We start from the raw sequence: 16954 nt of genomic DNA, 5'->3' as shown, positions 1-16954 counted from the left end.
TTTTATTACGTAACAATCGTGATCGGCTTGTGTATTTAGCATGCTATACGGAAGAAAAATATTCCTATTTTTTTTGTATATGCGATAAAGCGAGAGCCCCTACCAAAATAGCCCCTTTAATAATATCCTGGGCGTAATATGGAACGTTCATCATCGTCAAGCCGTTAAGAAGGACCCCCATCAAAATCGAGCCAAACAGCGTGCCGATGACATTCGGCTTTCCGGCGCCAAACACGGAAAAGCCGATATAGGCGGCCGCTACGCCATCCATTAAAAAGGAAGCTCCGGCCGATACTTGTCCCGTTCCGATGCGGGAGGCGAGAACAATGCCGCCAAGCGCCGCGAAAAAGCCGCTGATGACGTAGGCATACGTGCGATAGCGGTTGACAGGAATGCCCGAAAGCCGCGCTGCTTCACGATTTTCCCCCGTCATATAAAACAATCTCCCTGGTTTGGTGTACGTCAAAAACAAGTGGGAAGCAATCACAACGATTAACATAAGCAAAACGGAAAACGGAATGCCAAACACTTCCCCTTGACCGATAAATAAAAAGGAAGGAATGAATTTGCCCGGCGCCGTTCCTCCGTTTGGAAGCGGCATGTCGTTGTAGATGGAAAATCCTTTCGTATACGTCAGCTGCACGCCGTTAATCGCATACATTGTCGCCAGTGTAGCCAATAAATCCGGCAATTTCAGTTTCACAATTAATAACGAGTTTAATAAGCCGACGGCGACTCCCAGTAAAAGCGGAACAAGCAATGTAACGAGAATTTCCTGGCGGTATAAAACGAGCGCCGCGGCGCTGGCGATAGTTGCTAGGCTGACGGTTGATCCGACGGACAAATCAAATCCATCGACAATAAGAGAAAACGTAATGCCAATCGCAACCAGCGTGACGATGGAAATCGAGCGCAAAATATCGCTGAAATTTTCGTACGTAAAAAAGCGGTCTTGCGTGATGCCAAAATAAGCGATGATAACGAGAATAGCAAGAAGGGTGCCATGCTTATATAAAAATTCAAGAAGAGATGGCGCTTGCTTTTTCTTGGCGACTGAAACGGCTGGCTGTGCCATCCACTTCACCTCCGCTGCAGTAATAAATGAGTTGCTCATAAGTGATATCATGGGCGGGCACGCGTTGGATCAGCTTGCCGTCCACCATGATGTAAATTGTATCGGCAATATCTAGCAGTTCTTGAAATTCGCTTGTTAAATACAAAATCGCTTTCCCTTCGTCGGCAAGGGAACGGATGATCGAAAATACTTCTTGCTTGGCGTTGATGTCAATTCCTTTTGTCGGTTCGTCAAAAATGAATACGCGCGCATCGGTTTTTAACCATTTCCCGATCACGACTTTTTGCTGGTTTCCTCCGCTTAATTGCCGCACGCTCTCCGACAGGAAAGGCGGATGGATTTGCAAGGAATCGACAAGCTGCTTGGCGACGGCTGTTTCTTTCTTTTGCAGCACCCACTGCCATTTCGTCAGTGAGGATAGCAGCCGGACGGTAAGATTGGCGCGAACCGATTCCTGCAGAAAAAGCCCTTGTTTTCTCCGTTCTTCCGGAATTAAGCAAATGCCGGCGGCAATCGCTTCTTTTGGGGAAGAAAACGCATATCGTTTTCCGTCTATCCACCATTCGCCTGTTGCTTTGCTGCTGGCAATTAAACTTTCCGCCAATTCCGTTTTTCCCGCTCCGACAAGCCCGGCGATGCCGACAATTTCCCCCTTATGAACGTGCAGGTCGACCGCTGTTCCCGTTTTTTCGATGTGCAGCTGCTTTACCGCAAAAAGAATGTCGCTGCTGTACGTCCGCGCGTTTTTATGCGAGGCGGTATAAGATTGCCCGACCATATGCTGGATCATTTCTTCTAAGGAAAGGCTGGAAACATTCCCGTGATGTACGACGTTTCCGTCGCGCAAAATCGTGACGCGGTCGCAAATTTCTTTAATCTCCTTCAATTTGTGAGAAATATAGATAAAGGAAACGCCCTGAGCTTTGAGCTCATTGATAATCGCAAACAGCCGCTTTGTTTCCGTCTCGCTCAGCGCCGCGGTCGGTTCATCCAAAATGATGTAGCGAGCCGAAGAAGACAGGACTTTTGCCAGAACAATCAGCTGTTTTTCATGCAGGGAACATTCGCGAATGAGTTTGTCCGGCGAAATCGACAGGCCGACTCGGCGCAACAGCTCCGCAGCCCGCTCTTTTTGTTGTTTCCGTGAAAGAAACGGCTTTTGTTTCGTCTTTGCGATCTCATCGGCGGCAATATTTTCATAGACGGCCAGCGCGGGAAAGAGAGCGGTATCAACTTCCTGAACCACTAAACCAATGCCCGCCTTTTTGGCATCGGCAGGCGAGGAGAACTGATACTCTTTTCCATCAATGGTAATTGTGCCTTGATCCGGGGAAAGATCGCCCGCCAGAATTTTCATTAATGTGCTTTTTCCAGCGCCATTCATCCCTAAAAGGGCGTGAACTTCCCCACGTTGGACATGGAGGTTCACGCCGTTTAATACGTTGACAGTGCCAAACGATTTATAAATATGATTCATATAAAGCCCGCTCATTTGTTTTTCACCTGTGCTTCCAGCGTTTTCATCCAAGGGGAAATTGCCACATTCGACTGTCCCCAGCCGGCGATGTATTGATGAAGGTCTTTCATCGACACTTGTTGGTTAGGCAAATCGGATCGTTTGACTAAATGCGGTTCTAATGAGTAAATGTTTGGCGTTTTTTCCCCGGCGATTTTTTGATAAGCAAAGCGGACTTGAACACGGCCGACTTCCGCCGGGTCTGTTGCGGTCGTAGCAACCCATGGGCTGTTTGGCTTTTGCATCATTTGCAAATCTTCATCGCTTAAATCGATGCCATATACTTTAATTTCATTGCGTCCTGCCTGCTCGATCGCGCGCGTTGCTCCTTTGGCGAATTCGTCCCAAGTCGCAAACACCGCATCAATATCGCCTTTATTCGGATATTTTTTCAAAATCGCTTCCATTTGCGCTTGCGTGTCCAAGGCGGTATTGGCGCTGGCTGTACCGAATTTCGCCACTTCTTTGATGTTCGGATAGCGCTTTTTAAACGCATCGTAAATCACGTGGCGCCGCTCCATCGGTGTAAATCCGCCGACCCAGATCGTGACAATGTTTCCTTCGCCGTTTAAGTCTTCAGCCAACGTTTTTAACGTTTTCCAGGCGAGGCTGTAGTCGTCTTGGTCAATGACCGTTACGCCTGGGATGTTTAAATCGTTGTCAAACGCGACGACAGGAATGCCTTTCGCTACTGCCTTTTTCACCGGTCCTTCGAGCGCATCCGCCCGGCCATGGTCTAAAAGAATCGCATCCACGTTTTGCGTAATCGCTGTTTCGACATAGGAAGCCATTTTCGTTAAATCGTTGTCCGCGTTGTAAATTTGCACTTCGCCACCGAATTTTTGCACTTGTTCTTTCACGCCGGCGATATATTGCGAAGAAAAGGTGCCGATTGACATTTGCATAATGGCGGCGATTTTAATCGGCTTCTTTAATTTGGCAGGGATTTCTGCTTGTTCGGTTGTTGCCGCCGTCGTGTCGGCTGTTTTCTCAGCCGTGCCGTTTTCTTGCTTGGCCGGTTTCGAACTGACGGCATCTTGTTCATTCATGCAGCCGCTAAGGATGATGATAACGGAAAAAAGAAATGCGAATAAATAGTTCAGCCTAAATCGCTTCATGGTGTGCCTCCTTTGCAAATAGTGCTGGCAGTTCCGTTTCATAATTGCCGCGAATGATGCCTTGTTCGGTAATGATAGCCGTGATGAGATGATGCGGCGTGACGTCAAAGGCCGGATTATAGACGTTTACTCCTTCAGGGGCGATCCGCGTTCCGGCAAGGTGGGTCACTTCTTCTGGATTGCGCTCCTCAATCGGAATTTCATCGCCTGTTTTTGTCGCTAAATCAATCGTCGACAGCGGCGCGGCTACATAAAACGGAATGCCGAACGCTTTGGCCAGCAAGGCAAGGCCAAACGTGCCGATTTTATTGGCCGTATCGCCGTTGGCGGCAATGCGGTCAGCACCGACGATGACGGCGGTAATGTTTTTTGCTTTGATCGTCTGCGCTGCCATATTGTCGGTAATAAGCGTCACGTCTACGCCGGCCTGCATCAATTCCCACGTCGTCAATCTTGCCCCTTGCAGGACAGGGCGTGTTTCCGACGCGTAGACGTGGAGATTCATTCCCTTTTCTTTCGCCAAATAGAACGGGGCAAGCGCCGTGCCGTAACGGGCGGTGGCGATCGAGCCGGCGTTGCAAATCGTTAAAATGCGATCGCCGTTTTGAAACAAAGAAAGCGCATGTTCCCCGATCCGTCGGCAAACGTCTTCATCTTCAATTTGAATGCGAATCGCTTCATGGACGAGCGTCGTTTTTGCTTCATTGACAGAGGAAACATGGGAGACGCTCGTAACGAGGCGGTCTAGCGCCCAAAACAGATTGACCGCCGTTGGCCGGGCGCTTGCTAAGTAGTCACGGTCTTTTTGCAGTTGTTTTTTAAAAATTTCCACTGATTCTGTTTCATATTGCTGAGCGGCAAGCGCGAGGCCGTAAGCGGCGGTAATGCCGATTGCCGGTGCGCCGCGCACTTTCAGCGACGCAATCGCCTCCCAAACGTCTTTAATATTTTTCAATTGCAAATATTCCGTCACTAAAGGCAGCTTTTGCTGATTTAAAATCGTAATATGCGTGTCGTTCCACTCTACAGAGCGAGGAATGGCGAATGGCTCGGTCATGTTCGTCTTCCTTTCATTCGGTTAATTTGCTGTTAATGAGACAGATTCGGTAAAGAGAGAACGGATTTCTTCTGTGCTTGCCAGGTTTTGGCGTTGCAAGATAAGGCTGCGGCCAAGACGAAGCGCATGGCGTTTTGCTTGCAAACGTTCCTCTTTATTTTCGATGCCGTCTAGGTCGGCGACATGTGCCAAACCGATTGTACGGCGGATCACTTCGCAGCCGGCAAAACCGATCGCATCGACAAAGGTGTGGTGCAGCACCTCTTCTAATAGTCCTTTTGTTTTCGCATACGGTTCGACGTTGTTCGTATGCCAAAGTTCGGAAAAGATAGTTGTAAATACTTTCCATGTGCTGTCAATATGAGCGAATAACGGCTCTTGTTGTGGTTCTGGGCGGGACAACGCATTTAACAATAAGTTTGCGAAAAACTGACCGATATCAAAGCCGAACGGGCCGTAAAACGCAAATTCCGGATCGATGATTTTCGTTTCTTCGTCGCTGGCGAAAATGCTGCCTGTATGTAAGTCGCCGTGGATAAGCGCATCCCCTTCGGTTAAAAACTTGCGCTTTAATTTCGCAACTTCTAAGTGAAGTTTGTCATCGTTCCAAAGCGCTTCGACATCGTCGCGCAGTTCTTCTTCAAAGTTGTTCGTTTCATGATTGAAAAACGGATCGGTAAATACGAGATCTTCCGTGATTTTGCACAGTTCCGGATTGACAAAGCTTTGCGCCAGCTGTTTTTTTTCTTGCTGATTCATGCCGAAATCCGACGTGTAAAATAACGTTTTTGCGATAAATTCACCGATATGCTGAGATAGAAGCGGGTATGTTTTCCCTTCGATTAAGCCTTTGCGGGCAATTTGCAAATGCGACAAATCTTCCATCACGGTAATGGCTAAAGATTCATCGGAATAGTAAACTTTTGGCACATATTGCGGTACATAGCCGGCGAATGTGCGCAGCGCATTGCTTTCGATTACCGCACGTTTTAAGGTAAGCGGCCAGCTTTCCCCAACTACTTTCGCATATGGAAGGGCTTGTTTGACGATAATGCCTTTTTTCGCTTCTTTATCGACGATGCGGAACACGAGATTAAGGTTGCCGTCACCGATTTCCCTGCAGACAAGCGGCGCTCCTTCGCGGAAGAGACCGAGGCGCACAGTTAAAGAAATGGCTCCTTGCTCTGTTAACGGTTCATAAACGGATGAATATGAGATCGACATTGGAATAAAATCCCCCTTTGTTCAAATAAATTAAAAAGCCTCTTTCTGCGTAGAAAGAGGCTTGAAGATTCCAGTTCTTCGCACCTCTTATCTTCCAGAAAGAACAAGTCTTTCTGTTGGACTTAGCACCGTGCCTTGCGGAAGTTGGAACTTCCGGCGCCGAAAAAACGTGCGCCCTATCTCACGATAGTATTACGGTCGGTTGCTGGGCTTCATTGGGCCAATTCCCTCAGCCAACTCTTGATAAGAGTATTTTTGGCATATTCATTTTTCGAATTTTTGTTATGTTGGCAAATATTTGTGCGTTTGATTGGAATCATACACGCTGACGAATTCATTTGTCAATACTTTTTGTGAAATTTTTTTTCTGCAGCCTGATAATATTCGGGACGTCGGTCAGCAAAAATGGGGATGCGCGCCCGCACCTCCTGCACCTTTTGCAAATCGATTTGCGCGGTGAGTGCGCAAGGCTCCTCGCCTGCCTCGGCAATGATTTCTCCCCATGGATCGATGATCATGGAATGGCCGGCAAACACGTTGTTCGGGTCGCTGCCGGCGCGGTTGCAAGCGACGACGTAGCATTGATTTTCAATGGCACGCGCCGCAAGCAGCGTGCGCCAATGGGCAAGGCGGGGGAGCGGCCATTGGGCAACGACAAACAACACTTCCGCCCCCTGGACCGCATGGACGCGGATCCATTCCGGAAAGCGGATGTCATAGCAAATGACACCGGCGCATAAGGTGTTTTCGAGCGTAAATAAGCCGGTATCTTCCCCAGGCTGGAGGTACAGATGCTCATCCATCAGCTGGAAGAGGTGCAGTTTGCTGTATTCGTTAACGACCGTGCCGTTTCGGTCGACGACGTACATCGTGTTTGTCACGCCTTTTGCCGTTTTTTTGGCGACCGAGCCGGCAACGAGATGGACTTGGTACGATTTTGCCAGTTTGGTAATGAACACTTTTGCACGTTCGCCGTTTTCATCGGCGATTTCATCGAGGCGGGTTAAGTCATAGCCGGTCGTCCATAGTTCAGGAAGAACGATGACATCGGGACGTTCCTTTATAACTTTTTCTATTTCTCTTTCTACAAGCTGTTCGTTTTCGTGTGGGCTGCCGAAGAAAATATCCAGCTGAAGGCAGGCGATTTTGAATGTCATTCGTATTCACCTCGAAAAAATTTACTTTACATTTTGATTTTTACGATATATGATGTTGCACTAGAATTTCAAGAAATTTTTGAGAAGGTGTTTAGCATGACAAAACAATTTCCGTTATCCGACCTGTTAGAAGGGCTTCCAAAGCAGTTTTTCGCCTCATTAGTCGCGAAAGTGGCCAAAAAAATTCGAGAAGGATACGATGTTATCAATTTAGGGCAAGGAAATCCGGATCAGCCGACACCGCCGCATATCGTCGAAGCGATGCAAAAGGCGGTGGCAAACCCGAAATATCACAAATATTCGCCATTTCAAGGGTATTCTTTTTTGAAACAGGCGGTTGCCGTGTTTTATGAACGGGAATACGGCGTGACCGTTGACCCGGAAAAAGAAGTCGCCATTTTGTTCGGCGGCAAAGCGGGGCTTGTCGAGATTCCGCAATGCCTCGTGAATCCTGGCGATATCGTGCTCGTTCCTGACCCTGGGTATCCTGACTATTGGTCAGGGATTGCGCTGGCGCGTGCAGAAATGGTGATGATGCCATTGCGCGCCGAACATGAATTTTTGCCTGATTATAGTGAAATTCCCCGCCATATTGCAGAAAAAGCCAAACTTATGTTTTTAAATTATCCAAATAATCCGACCGGGGCAATTGCTTCGCAGGAATTTTTCGAGGAAACGGTGTCGTTTGCCGCCAAGCACGGGATTTGCGTCATCCATGATTTTGCGTATGGAGCGATTGGTTTTGATGGAAAAAAACCGGTTAGCTTTCTTCAGGCGGAAGGGGCAAAAGACATCGGCGTGGAAATTTATACGTTTTCGAAAACGTATAATATGGCGGGCTGGCGCGTCGCATTTGCCGTCGGCAATGAAAGCGTGATTGCGGCGATTAATTTGCTTCAGGACCATTTATACGTCAGCCTGTTTGGCGCGGTTCAAGAAGCGGCAGCAACCGCCCTTCTTTCCTCGCAGCGCTGCGTCGAAGAGCTTGTCGCCTTGTATGAATCGCGGCGTAATACGCTTATAGCGGCATTGCGGCAAATCGGCTGGGATGTTGCGCCGCCAAAAGGCTCGTTTTTCGCGTGGCTGCCGGTGCCGCGCGGCTGGACGTCGGAACGTTTTGCCGATTATTTACTAGAAAAAGCGCATGTGGCTGTCGCACCGGGAATCGGATTTGGCGAGCATGGGGAAGGTTATGTGCGCGTAGGCTTATTGACGAGCGAAGCCCGTTTGCAAGAAGCAGCGGAGCGGATTGGCAAGCTCTGTCTTTTCGAAAATGAAAAAAATGATTGACAACGTCAAAAAATACTGTCATAATTCAAATTAAATTTGCGAGCGCGAATTATTTGAAAAGTGAATATAATATTGCGAGCATTCTTATCAAGAGCAGGCGGAGGGACAAGCCCAATGAAGCCCGGCAACCGGCTTGGCGGTGATCGCGAAGCACGGTGCTAATTCTTGCAGCGGTAACGCTGAGAGATAAGAAGAGTGTCCATTTCCATGCCTCTTCTTATGAAGAGGCTTTTTTGATGAAGAGAAAGAGGGATGATCATGAGCCAAATCATTGCCACATACGTTATTCACGATGAGAAAGACATAAAGAAAAAAGCAGAAGGCATCGCCCTTGGCTTAACGGTCGGCACGTGGACCAACCTGCCTCTGCTGGAACAAGAGCAGCTGCGCAAACATAAAGGGGAAGTCGTCCATATACAAGAGCTGGAAGAAAGCGAACGGGTCAATCAGTATTTTGGCAAACGGTTGAAGCGAGCGATCGTGCAAATCGCCTATCCAACCGTTAACTTCAGTGCCGACATCCCGGCGCTTTTGACAACGGTGTTTGGCAAGCTGTCTTTAGATGGAGAAGTAAGATTGCTAGATATAACGTTCCCTGATGAATGGAAAAGACAGTTTCCGGGGCCGCGCTTCGGCATCGATGGGATTCGCCAAAAAGTCCATGTATATGACCGCCCGCTTCTCATGAGCATTTTTAAAGGCATTATTGGCCGCGATATCGCGTATTTAACCGAACAGCTGAAGCAGCAGGCGCTTGGCGGAGTAGATCTTGTCAAGGATGATGAAATTGTATTTGACAGCGACTCGCTGTCGTTTGAAAAACGGATTACGGCAGGAAAAGCGGCGCTCAACGAAGTGTACGAACAGACGGGAAAACGGGCGTTATATGCCGTCAATTTAACTGGCAAAACGTTCGAATTGAAAGAAAAGGCAAAGCGCGCGGTGGAGCTGGGCGCCGATGTATTGCTGTTTAACGTCTTTGCTTACGGGTTGGACGTATTGCAAGGATTGCGCGAGGATGAAGAGATTACCATTCCGATTATGGCTCATCCGGCATTCAGCGGCGCGCTTACCCCGTCGGAATTTTACGGTGTTAAAGCGTCCTTGTTGCTTGGCAAGCTGCTTCGTCTTGCCGGTGCCGACTTTGTCCTGTTTCCATCGCCGTATGGAAGCGTTGCGCTCGATAAGGAAGAAGCGCTTGGCATCGCCAAAGTATTAACGGATGAGAACGATCCGTTGAAACAGGCGTTTCCGGTGCCATCGGCAGGCATTCACCCAGGTCTCGTGCCGCTTCTGTTCCGCGATTTTGGCGTCAATAGCGTCGTCAATGCCGGCGGCGGCATCCATGGCCATCCGGACGGGGCGGCCGGCGGCGGCAAAGCGTTCCGCGCTGCTATCGATGCAGCGCTTGCCGGAAGATCTTTACACGAGGCAGCCCGTGAAAATGAAGCGTTGCAAAAAGCGATCGACTTATGGGGCGCAGTAGAGGTGACATCATGACCAAACGAGTGATCTTTTGTGATTTTGACGGAACGATTACGGACAATGACAACATTATCGCGATTATGAAGCAGTTTGCGCCGCCCGAGTGGGAATCGTTAAAAGACGATATATTGGCGCAGCGCATCTCCGTGCAGGAAGGAGTGGGGAAAATGTTTTCCCTGCTCCCATCGAGCCGGAAGGAGGAAATCACGGATTTCATTTTGCAGACTGCCCGCCTTCGCGATGGGTTTCGCGAATTTGTCGCATTTACGAAAGAGCACGACATTCCGCTTTATATTGTCAGCGGTGGCATCGACTTTTTTGTCTATCCGCTGTTAGAAGGGCTGGTCGACAAAGAGCGCATCTTTTGCAACGGCTCTGATTTCAGCGGCGAGACGATCCGAATCACATGGCCGCATGCGTGTGATGACCAGTGTCAAAACGGCTGCGGCTGCTGCAAGCCGTCTTTGCTGAGAAAACTGGCGGTGCCGGATGCATTTCACATCGTGATCGGCGATTCGATTACGGATTTGGAAGTGGCGAAACGGGCTGACCACGTCCTCGCCCGCGACTTCCTGCTGCAAAAGTGTCAAGAGCTCGGTCTTCCGCACACGCCGTTTACAACGTTTTTCGATGTCATTCATTTTTTGCAGACGATGGAGGTAAACGTATGAGCATCGTTGTGAAAAAATGGAGGGAGCTGGCCGAAGTCAAAGCAGAGCTGGCGGCGCGCGATTGGTTTTTCGCTACGAGCGGCAACTTGTCCATCAAGGTGACGGAGGATCCGCTTACTTTCCTCGTCACCGCAAGCGGCAAGGACAAACGCAAGCAAACAGAGGAAGATTTTTTGCTTGTCGACGCTTTTGGAAAGCCGATCGAGGATACAAATTTAAAGCCGTCCGCGGAAACGCTGCTGCACGTGGAAATTTACAATCGGACAAATGCCGGTTGCTGCCTCCACGTCCATACGATCGACAATAATATTATTTCCGAGCTGTACGGGGATAAAGGAGAGGTCGCGTTTTCTGGGCAGGAAATCATTAAAGCGTTCGGGCTGTGGGAAGAAGATGCGCCGGTCCGCATCCCAATTATTCCAAATTACGCGCACATTCCGGCGCTGGCTAAAGAATTCGCCAAGCATGTCAACGGAGATGCTGGCGCGGTGTTGATCCGCAACCACGGCATTACCGTATGGGGGCGGGACGCGTTTGAGGCAAAGAAGTTTTTAGAAGCGTGGGAGTTTTTATTCAGCTGGCACGTCAAGTGTCTGCTGCTGAAGCAGGCCGCTGTGCTGCCGGTTGATTAAACCATAAAATTGATAGGGGGAAATTCCAATGGCAGTAATCAAAGTGAGAAAAACAGGAGAAGTGATTGAAGGGGATGAAAATGTCCGCAGCTTTTTAAACAAACAAGGTGTGTTGTATGAGCATTGGGACATTAACAAACTGCCGGAACATTTGCGCGACAAATATGTATTGACCGACGAAGAAAAAGAGGAAATTTTGGCGACGTTTAAAGAAGAAATTGAAGATTTAGCGGCGAGAAGAGGCTACAAAACGTGGGATATCGTCGCCTTATCGGATGCGACGCCAAATTTGGATGAACTGTTGAAAAAGTTTGAACAAGTGCACATTCATACGGAAGACGAAGTGCGCGCTATTACTGCTGGCCATGGCATTTTTATCATCAAAGGAGACAGCGAAACCGGCTATTTTGATGTCGAACTTGAAGCAGGCGATGTCATTTCCGTGCCGGAAGGTAACCCGCATTATTTCACCTTAATGGACGACCGCCAAGTCGTCGCTGTCCGCCTGTTTATCGACCCGTCCGGCTGGGTCGCCCATCCGTATGAAGAAAAAGAAGAAGTAGGCCAATAATGGCGATAACCCCCTGTCTCCTTCGGGCAGGGGGTTGTTTTATAAATATATGCCGATGATAAACGAATAGGTGGATGTCCGCTCCTTTCTGCCTCCCTCCTTGGTATTCCAGAAACTATTCTTTATAATAATAAACCGCATCGCTCCTGCGGAAAAATCGCCAAATGACGAGTATGACGTCGCCCATGTTGCTTGAAAAAACATTTGCGCCGTATCAAATAGTTAAAGTATAATGCAAGTAAGAAAGCGGTGTTTTGCGAGTTTATAAATTTAGCGACAAAAGGGTTTGATTGTGAATGGAGAAGGAGAAGGACATTAAACAATCATTAAAATTGTTTATCGTTTTATCAAGAGCATATCGGTCTGTCAGTGACCAAGTGAATAAATCGATTCAATCGTTCGGCGTCAATCCAACCGAATTTGCCGTGTTAGAGCTGCTTTACCATAAAGGGGATCAGCCGCTGCAGCAAATCGGGGAGAAAATTTTGCTCGCGAGCGGAAGCATTACCTATGTGGTCGATAAGCTCGAAAATAAAGGATTGATTGTACGAAGGGCATGCGAGAAAGACCGCCGCGTCACGTATGCTTCGATCACGGAAAAGGGAAGAACGTTTATCGAAAAGGTTTTTCCGGAGCATGCGCAGACGATTCACGAAATCGTTTCCGGCTTAACTGCCGAGGAAAAGGAACAGGCTATTTCGTTATTGAAAAAATTGGGATACGGAGCAAAAAAGGAATAGTTTGCGATCGTCGAACATAAGTGGCTGCCATAAGCAGCCACTTATTTTTTTAAAAAATGGATAATCTATAAAAGGAGGAGGTGCTGATGATGATTCCTATTGGAGTATCGAATCGCCATATTCATTTATCGAATGAGCATCTAGCGCAATTGTTTGGCGAAGGTGCGGAATTAACGTTGCTGAAGCCATTGTCGCAACCAGGGCAGTTTGCTGCCAATGAAACGGTGACCGTCGAAGGGCCGAAAGGAAAAATCGAAAATGTCCGCGTGTTAGGCCCTGTCCGTTCGATGACACAGCTGGAAATTTCCAAGACGGACAGTTTTAAGCTAGGGGTGCAGCCACCTATTCGCCTTTCCGGAGACATTGAAGGAACTCCTGGGATTACGATCCATGGTCCAAAAGGGACGGTGACCGTTGATAAAGGCGTGATTATTGCCAAGCGCCATATCCATATGACTCCAAAAGATGCGGAAACGTTCGGAGTAAAAGACAAACAAGTCGTAAAAGTGAAAACAGAAGGGGAGCGCGCCTTAATTTTCGATGAGGTCATCGTCCGCGTCAGTGAAAACTTCGCGCTCGATATGCATATTGATACAGACGAAGCGAACGCGGCAGGGCTGAAGACAGGCGATTACGTCGAGTTAATTCCATAAATATCTATCGCAACAAGAGCCCTGATTACGGGGACTCTTGTTTTATGCCAAATATTGTTCAAACCACCCAACAATAGGATAGAGCCGCTCAGAGAGAAGAGCCAGCGGGCCGCTGCGGGACAAATTATGGCTCCGTTTCCCGCTTCAAATGTTTCGGCACGATGTTCGATCGGGCAGCGGTAATCTTTTTCGCTATGGAGAATCAATAATGGAGTTGGAATGCTGTATTGTAACATGATCGTAAAAAATGTTAATTTTTATCCTTTTCTTAAACTTTGTCAACCTTTATTTTTAAGTAATATATAGCAGAGATATATATTAATAGAAAAATAGTATTTAATACCCATGAAAGATGTTTTTTTACAATCCTAGTTTTCGTCAGGGATCAGCCTGGATTTTTTTCCTGAAAAAAATCTTTTTTTCAGGAACGAATGGTAAACAAATCCAATTTCCATATTTATACAGAAATATTACAAAAAACTCGTGTTATGATGTATGTGCAAGCAAGGTTGAGATTGGAGGAGGAGAAACCATGAACAAAAAAGTCGTATTTTCACTTGCTGCATCTTTAGCGATTTTAGGAGCATCTTTTACAGCGAATACAGCGAAAACGGAAGCGGCTGGGCCTGCTCCATGTCCAGCGATGAAAAACTATGAAGTTAACTATACTGTCTATCCATCTAGCATTCAAGATATCGAAAAATGGTTGCAGTTTATTTTAGATCAAACAGGAAATGCGGAAGTGGCAAAACTGGTGCAGCAAAAGCCAGCCACAACTACTGTCCAAACACCATCAGCGAATGTACATGCTCCTGTAAGCAAGCCAGCAGTGCAGGCGCCTGCACCAAGTCAAACCCAAAAAGTAAATAATGAAGCAGGATTAAATGCTTATGAACAACAAGTAGTAGATTTAACGAACAAAGAAAGAGCGAAATATGGTTTGCCGTCTTTAAAGGTCGATTTAGCGTTAAGCAAGGTGGCCCGTGAAAAATCAAGAGACATGGCCGTGAACCATTATTTCTCCCATAACAGTCCGACATATGGCTCTCCGTTTGACATGATGAAAAAATTCGGCATTTCTTATACAGCCGCTGGAGAAAATATTGCAATGGGACAACGGACTCCGCAAGAAGTAGTGGCAGCTTGGATGAATAGCGAAGGCCATCGGGCAAATATTTTGAACAGAAACTACACTCATATCGGAGTAGGTTTTGAAGAAAACGGGTACATCTGGACACAACAATTTATCAGAAAATAAGGACCAACGTTTCTGCGCCACACCACTAAGGAAGGCATTAGTGGTGTGGTTTTTTCGTGCGCCCGGCATGGGGTTAGTCTATAGGGTGAAAGTCGCGAGCTGCGAAGGCAGAAGTAGCAGTTAGCTCAAAGGTGTCCGTGGTGACGCGAAAGCTGATGTTGCGGGCGGCAAACTTTCGGTCCATGTGCCAATGGAAGAGTGGAAACTCCCAAGAAGAGTCCGAAAACTGCAAAGTTTAGGAGTGCCAAGCAGATGGCATATGAATGGGGAAACACTCAGAAGAAATATTTGGAGAGTAGCCGCTAGTCCCATCTTGCATAAAGCCCTTGGAAACTCTTATTGGGAGCGCCAAGGGCTGAAGAGTCTTCGTCAACGGACGTCAGACTTAATGGAACCGCTGTATACCGAACGGTACGTACGGTGGTGTGAGAGAACGAGGGTTAGTTCCCTTCTCTTACTAGATTGACAAATATTGTTCAAACCACCCGACAATATGATGGAGCCGTTCAAGGCGAAGAGTCGGCGGACCGCTGCGGGAAAGATCATGGTTTGCTTCTGGGAAGCGGACGAGCTTCGTTTCCCGTTTTAAATGTTTCAGCGCGATAAACAGCTGTTCTGCTTGTTCGATCGGGCAGCGGTAATCCTTTTCGCTATGGAGAATCAATAATGGAGTTTGAATGTTCTTTACATATTTCAGCGGAGAATGATGCCAAAGCCGTTCCGGATCTTCCCACACATTGCAGCCGACTTCCCATTCTGTGAAGAAATAACCGATGTCACTTACGCCGTAAAAGCTGAGCCAGTTCGAAATCGAGCGCTGCGTTACTGCTGCTTTAAAGCGGTCCGTATGTCCGACGATCCAGTTTGTCATAAATCCGCCGTAGCTTCCGCCAGTAACGCCAAGGCGCGTTTCATCGATAAAATCAAAATGTTCGAGCACATAATCGACACCGCTCATAATGTCTTCATAGTCCATCCCGCCATAATCGCCGCGCACCGCGTTGACAAACGTTTGGCCGTAGCCGTGGCTACCGCGCGGATTTGTAAACAGCACCGCATATCCTTTGCCCGCGAGCACCTGCATTTCATGGAAAAAAGTAAAACCGTACATCGCGTGTGGACCGCCGTGAATTTCGACGATGAGCGGCACTTTTTGTCCTTGTTCGAGATGAGGGGGCTTCATCAGCCAGCCCTGAATGGTCCAGCCATCACGGGATGGATAGGTGAATGCCTCCGGTTCGGAAAGGTCAATCTCGTCTTCCAACTCCTTATTCACATTTGTCAGTTTGTTTCGTTTTCCATCGTGAAGAGAAACGGTATATAAGTCACCGATACAGGTTGGTTTGCTAATTGCCGCAATCGCTATATGTTGATGCGGGTGAATCGTTAATCCATACAGATGGAAATCGCCGACTACAGATGGTGTAATTGTTCCGTCCAATGCTACATGATAAAGGTTGACGCGCCCTCGTTCGGAAGCAAGAAAATACATACCGTTTCCTTCTTTATCCCAAATGAGTCCAGGACTTGGCGCATCGGAATGCATGTCACCTACCATCGCATCACCGACATGCATATCCCAATCGGCGGTAAGCGCCCGTTTTTCTCCGCCAGCGAGATCAAAAATCCAAACTCGATTTAACGTAGCGGCTAAATATTCGAGCTCATGCCCAATCGCCGCAAGCGTTTTTCCGTCCGGAGACCAAGACAGCGAAGTGAAAAAACCTTTTCCATCGGTGATTTTTGTCGTTTTTCCGCTGTCGATATCAAGGAGAAATATATCGCGCGTAAACGTAAAATCAGGCTCATCGCTTCGATTGGCGATAAATGCGACTGTTTTGCTGTCAGGGGATATGGCAAATGAGCCGATTTCGTCATCGCCGTCTGTCAGAGCTTGAATCTCGCCTGTTTCTACATTGATGCGAATGAGTACATCTTGTTTATCATCGCGAAATCCCGCTGCATCGGATTTGTATTGTAGCCGATCTACGATAAGCGGTGTCAGTTTGCGTTTTTCTTTCTCTTTTTTGTTTTGCTCCTCGCGCTCTTCTAGCGTTTCTTCCTTGCCAAGAGAAGTGAGTGCTACGAGAAACCGCCCATCCGGCGACCAGCACGGATGGCGCACTCCGTTTTTTAATGCGGTTAACTGGCGCGCTTCCCCGCCATCTGTCGGAAGAAGCCAAATTTGTGTTTTGTCGGAGCGGTTGGAAAGAAACGCGATCGTTTTTCCATCCGGGGACCAACGCGGGAAAGCGTCTTTTCCTTTTCCAAACGTCCATTGTTTTACTTTGCCATCCGCTAATGTCAAGAGAAAAAGATGAGAGCGATATTCCTGCTCGTCATCAATCGTTTTTTGTACAAAGATAACTTTCTCGCCATCTGGGGAGAATTGAGGGTCGCTCACAAAGCGGATGCGAAACAAATCTTCTGAGGTGATGCCGCGCAATTTTTTCTTTGCATTCTGTAAATTCATCCAACCCACTTCCTTCATTAAAAATTTTTCTATA

The 16954-nt window shown here is 47.7% G+C and carries 15 protein-coding genes, 2 pseudogenes and 2 riboswitches; of the genes and pseudogenes, 9 read left to right on the top strand and 8 right to left on the bottom strand.

Features of this window, described 5'->3' with window-relative positions; translation table 11 throughout:
* Positions 1-64: 64 nt before the first annotated feature.
* The 6 genes from BDD39_RS13020 to BDD39_RS12995 all read right to left on the bottom strand — a co-directional run bounded on the left by BDD39_RS13020 (position 65) and on the right by BDD39_RS12995 (position 7147).
* Positions 65-1075: an ABC transporter permease gene (locus BDD39_RS13020; RefSeq protein ID WP_166911269.1), complete on the bottom strand. Its 1011-nt coding sequence runs from the start codon at positions 1073-1075 to the stop codon at positions 65-67.
* Positions 1020-2567: a sugar ABC transporter ATP-binding protein gene (locus BDD39_RS13015; protein WP_166911267.1), complete on the bottom strand. Its 1548-nt coding sequence runs from the start codon at positions 2565-2567 to the stop codon at positions 1020-1022. Before BDD39_RS13015 ends, BDD39_RS13020 begins: the two co-directional genes overlap by 56 nt.
* Complete coding sequence (locus BDD39_RS13010) at positions 2564-3709, bottom strand: sugar ABC transporter substrate-binding protein (protein WP_166911265.1); 1146 nt, start codon at positions 3707-3709, stop codon at positions 2564-2566. Before BDD39_RS13010 ends, BDD39_RS13015 begins: the two co-directional genes overlap by 4 nt.
* Positions 3696-4766 carry an S-methyl-5-thioribose-1-phosphate isomerase gene (mtnA, locus tag BDD39_RS13005; RefSeq protein WP_166911263.1) on the bottom strand — a complete coding sequence of 357 codons (1071 nt, stop codon included), beginning with the start codon at positions 4764-4766 and terminating at the stop codon, positions 3696-3698. The genes BDD39_RS13010 and mtnA overlap by 14 nt, the downstream gene beginning before the upstream one ends.
* 21 nt (positions 4767-4787) lie before the next feature.
* Positions 4788-5990 carry an S-methyl-5-thioribose kinase gene (gene mtnK / locus BDD39_RS13000; protein ID WP_166911261.1) on the bottom strand — a complete coding sequence of 401 codons (1203 nt, stop codon included), beginning with the start codon at positions 5988-5990 and terminating at the stop codon, positions 4788-4790.
* An 84-nt stretch (positions 5991-6074) separates the two neighbouring features.
* A riboswitch (SAM riboswitch) is annotated at positions 6075-6240 on the bottom strand.
* 91 nt (positions 6241-6331) lie between these two features.
* A complete protein-coding gene (locus tag BDD39_RS12995; RefSeq protein WP_166911259.1) occupies positions 6332-7147 on the bottom strand; it encodes a carbon-nitrogen family hydrolase in 816 nt (271 codons plus the stop codon).
* A 96-nt stretch (positions 7148-7243) separates the two neighbouring features.
* Here BDD39_RS12995 and BDD39_RS12990 point away from each other — a divergent pair, with 96 nt between their 5' ends.
* The 7 genes from BDD39_RS12990 (at position 7244) to BDD39_RS12960 (ending at position 13189) form a co-directional block, all read left to right on the top strand.
* The gene (locus BDD39_RS12990; protein WP_166911257.1) at positions 7244-8437 is read left to right on the top strand and encodes a pyridoxal phosphate-dependent aminotransferase; all 1194 of its coding nucleotides are present in this window, start codon (positions 7244-7246) and stop codon (positions 8435-8437) included.
* A gap of 81 nt (positions 8438-8518) precedes the next feature.
* Positions 8519-8630, top strand: a riboswitch (SAM riboswitch).
* A gap of 65 nt (positions 8631-8695) precedes the next feature.
* Positions 8696-9937 (top strand): 2,3-diketo-5-methylthiopentyl-1-phosphate enolase, encoded by a 1242-nt coding sequence (gene mtnW, locus BDD39_RS12985; protein ID WP_166911255.1) that lies wholly within the window; start codon positions 8696-8698, stop codon positions 9935-9937.
* Positions 9934-10593, top strand: coding sequence for a 2-hydroxy-3-keto-5-methylthiopentenyl-1-phosphate phosphatase (gene mtnX, locus BDD39_RS12980; RefSeq protein ID WP_166911253.1), 660 nt, complete (start codon positions 9934-9936; stop codon positions 10591-10593). Before mtnW ends, mtnX begins: the two co-directional genes overlap by 4 nt.
* Positions 10590-11225, top strand: coding sequence for a methylthioribulose 1-phosphate dehydratase (locus BDD39_RS12975; protein ID WP_166911251.1), 636 nt, complete (start codon positions 10590-10592; stop codon positions 11223-11225). The genes mtnX and BDD39_RS12975 overlap by 4 nt, the downstream gene beginning before the upstream one ends.
* A gap of 28 nt (positions 11226-11253) precedes the next feature.
* The gene (locus BDD39_RS12970) at positions 11254-11796 is read left to right on the top strand and encodes a 1,2-dihydroxy-3-keto-5-methylthiopentene dioxygenase (RefSeq protein ID WP_166911249.1); all 543 of its coding nucleotides are present in this window, start codon (positions 11254-11256) and stop codon (positions 11794-11796) included.
* Positions 11797-12092: 296 nt separating this feature from the next.
* Positions 12093-12536, top strand: a complete 444-nt coding sequence (locus tag BDD39_RS12965) for a MarR family winged helix-turn-helix transcriptional regulator (protein ID WP_166911247.1) — start codon at positions 12093-12095, stop codon at positions 12534-12536.
* Positions 12537-12622: 86 nt separating this feature from the next.
* Positions 12623-13189 (top strand): phosphate propanoyltransferase, encoded by a 567-nt coding sequence (locus tag BDD39_RS12960; RefSeq protein WP_208404397.1) that lies wholly within the window; start codon positions 12623-12625, stop codon positions 13187-13189.
* Positions 13190-13231: 42 nt separating this feature from the next.
* Here the strand turns inward: BDD39_RS12960 and BDD39_RS16795 are convergent.
* Positions 13232-13413, bottom strand: a pseudogene (locus BDD39_RS16795) (alpha/beta hydrolase family protein); the annotation flags it as partial.
* Between the two features lie 308 nt (positions 13414-13721).
* On the opposite strand from BDD39_RS16795, the gene BDD39_RS12955 reads away from it, so the two are divergent.
* Positions 13722-14447 (top strand): CAP domain-containing protein, encoded by a 726-nt coding sequence (locus tag BDD39_RS12955; RefSeq protein WP_166911245.1) that lies wholly within the window; start codon positions 13722-13724, stop codon positions 14445-14447.
* 182 nt (positions 14448-14629) lie between these two features.
* A pseudogene (locus tag BDD39_RS16790) lies at positions 14630-14844 on the top strand (group II intron reverse transcriptase/maturase); the annotation flags it as partial.
* Positions 14845-14904: 60 nt separating this feature from the next.
* Here the strand turns inward: BDD39_RS16790 and BDD39_RS12945 are convergent.
* Positions 14905-16920, bottom strand: coding sequence for a S9 family peptidase (locus BDD39_RS12945; protein ID WP_166911243.1), 2016 nt, complete (start codon positions 16918-16920; stop codon positions 14905-14907).
* Positions 16921-16954: the final 34 nt, after the last annotated feature.

Origin of the sequence: Saccharococcus thermophilus, assembly GCF_011761475.1 — a bacterium.
Lineage (GTDB): Bacteria > Bacillota > Bacilli > Bacillales > Anoxybacillaceae > Saccharococcus > Saccharococcus thermophilus.
The sequence above is the reverse complement of the archived record's forward strand: the minus strand, read 5'-3'. Positions and strand labels throughout refer to the sequence as shown.

What these genes read in the sequence shown, in the direction of transcription:
- BDD39_RS12960 (WP_208404397.1), top strand. Translation starts at nt 12,623, where the DNA reads ATGATGATTCCTATTGGAGTATCGAATCGCCATATTCATTTATCGAAT.
- BDD39_RS13010 (WP_166911265.1), bottom strand. Translation starts at nt 3,709, where the DNA reads ATGAAGCGATTTAGGCTGAACTATTTATTCGCATTTCTTTTTTCCGTT.
- mtnW (WP_166911255.1), top strand. Translation starts at nt 8,696, where the DNA reads ATGAGCCAAATCATTGCCACATACGTTATTCACGATGAGAAAGACATA.
- BDD39_RS13020 (WP_166911269.1), bottom strand. Translation starts at nt 1,075, where the DNA reads ATGGCACAGCCAGCCGTTTCAGTCGCCAAGAAAAAGCAAGCGCCATCT.
- BDD39_RS12990 (WP_166911257.1), top strand. Translation starts at nt 7,244, where the DNA reads ATGACAAAACAATTTCCGTTATCCGACCTGTTAGAAGGGCTTCCAAAG.
- BDD39_RS12965 (WP_166911247.1), top strand. Translation starts at nt 12,093, where the DNA reads ATGGAGAAGGAGAAGGACATTAAACAATCATTAAAATTGTTTATCGTT.
- BDD39_RS13015 (WP_166911267.1), bottom strand. Translation starts at nt 2,567, where the DNA reads ATGAGCGGGCTTTATATGAATCATATTTATAAATCGTTTGGCACTGTC.
- BDD39_RS12975 (WP_166911251.1), top strand. Translation starts at nt 10,590, where the DNA reads ATGAGCATCGTTGTGAAAAAATGGAGGGAGCTGGCCGAAGTCAAAGCA.
- BDD39_RS12970 (WP_166911249.1), top strand. Translation starts at nt 11,254, where the DNA reads ATGGCAGTAATCAAAGTGAGAAAAACAGGAGAAGTGATTGAAGGGGAT.
- mtnA (WP_166911263.1), bottom strand. Translation starts at nt 4,766, where the DNA reads ATGACCGAGCCATTCGCCATTCCTCGCTCTGTAGAGTGGAACGACACG.
- BDD39_RS12945 (WP_166911243.1), bottom strand. Translation starts at nt 16,920, where the DNA reads ATGAATTTACAGAATGCAAAGAAAAAATTGCGCGGCATCACCTCAGAA.
- mtnX (WP_166911253.1), top strand. Translation starts at nt 9,934, where the DNA reads ATGACCAAACGAGTGATCTTTTGTGATTTTGACGGAACGATTACGGAC.
- mtnK (WP_166911261.1), bottom strand. Translation starts at nt 5,990, where the DNA reads ATGTCGATCTCATATTCATCCGTTTATGAACCGTTAACAGAGCAAGGA.
- BDD39_RS12995 (WP_166911259.1), bottom strand. Translation starts at nt 7,147, where the DNA reads ATGACATTCAAAATCGCCTGCCTTCAGCTGGATATTTTCTTCGGCAGC.
- BDD39_RS12955 (WP_166911245.1), top strand. Translation starts at nt 13,722, where the DNA reads ATGAACAAAAAAGTCGTATTTTCACTTGCTGCATCTTTAGCGATTTTA.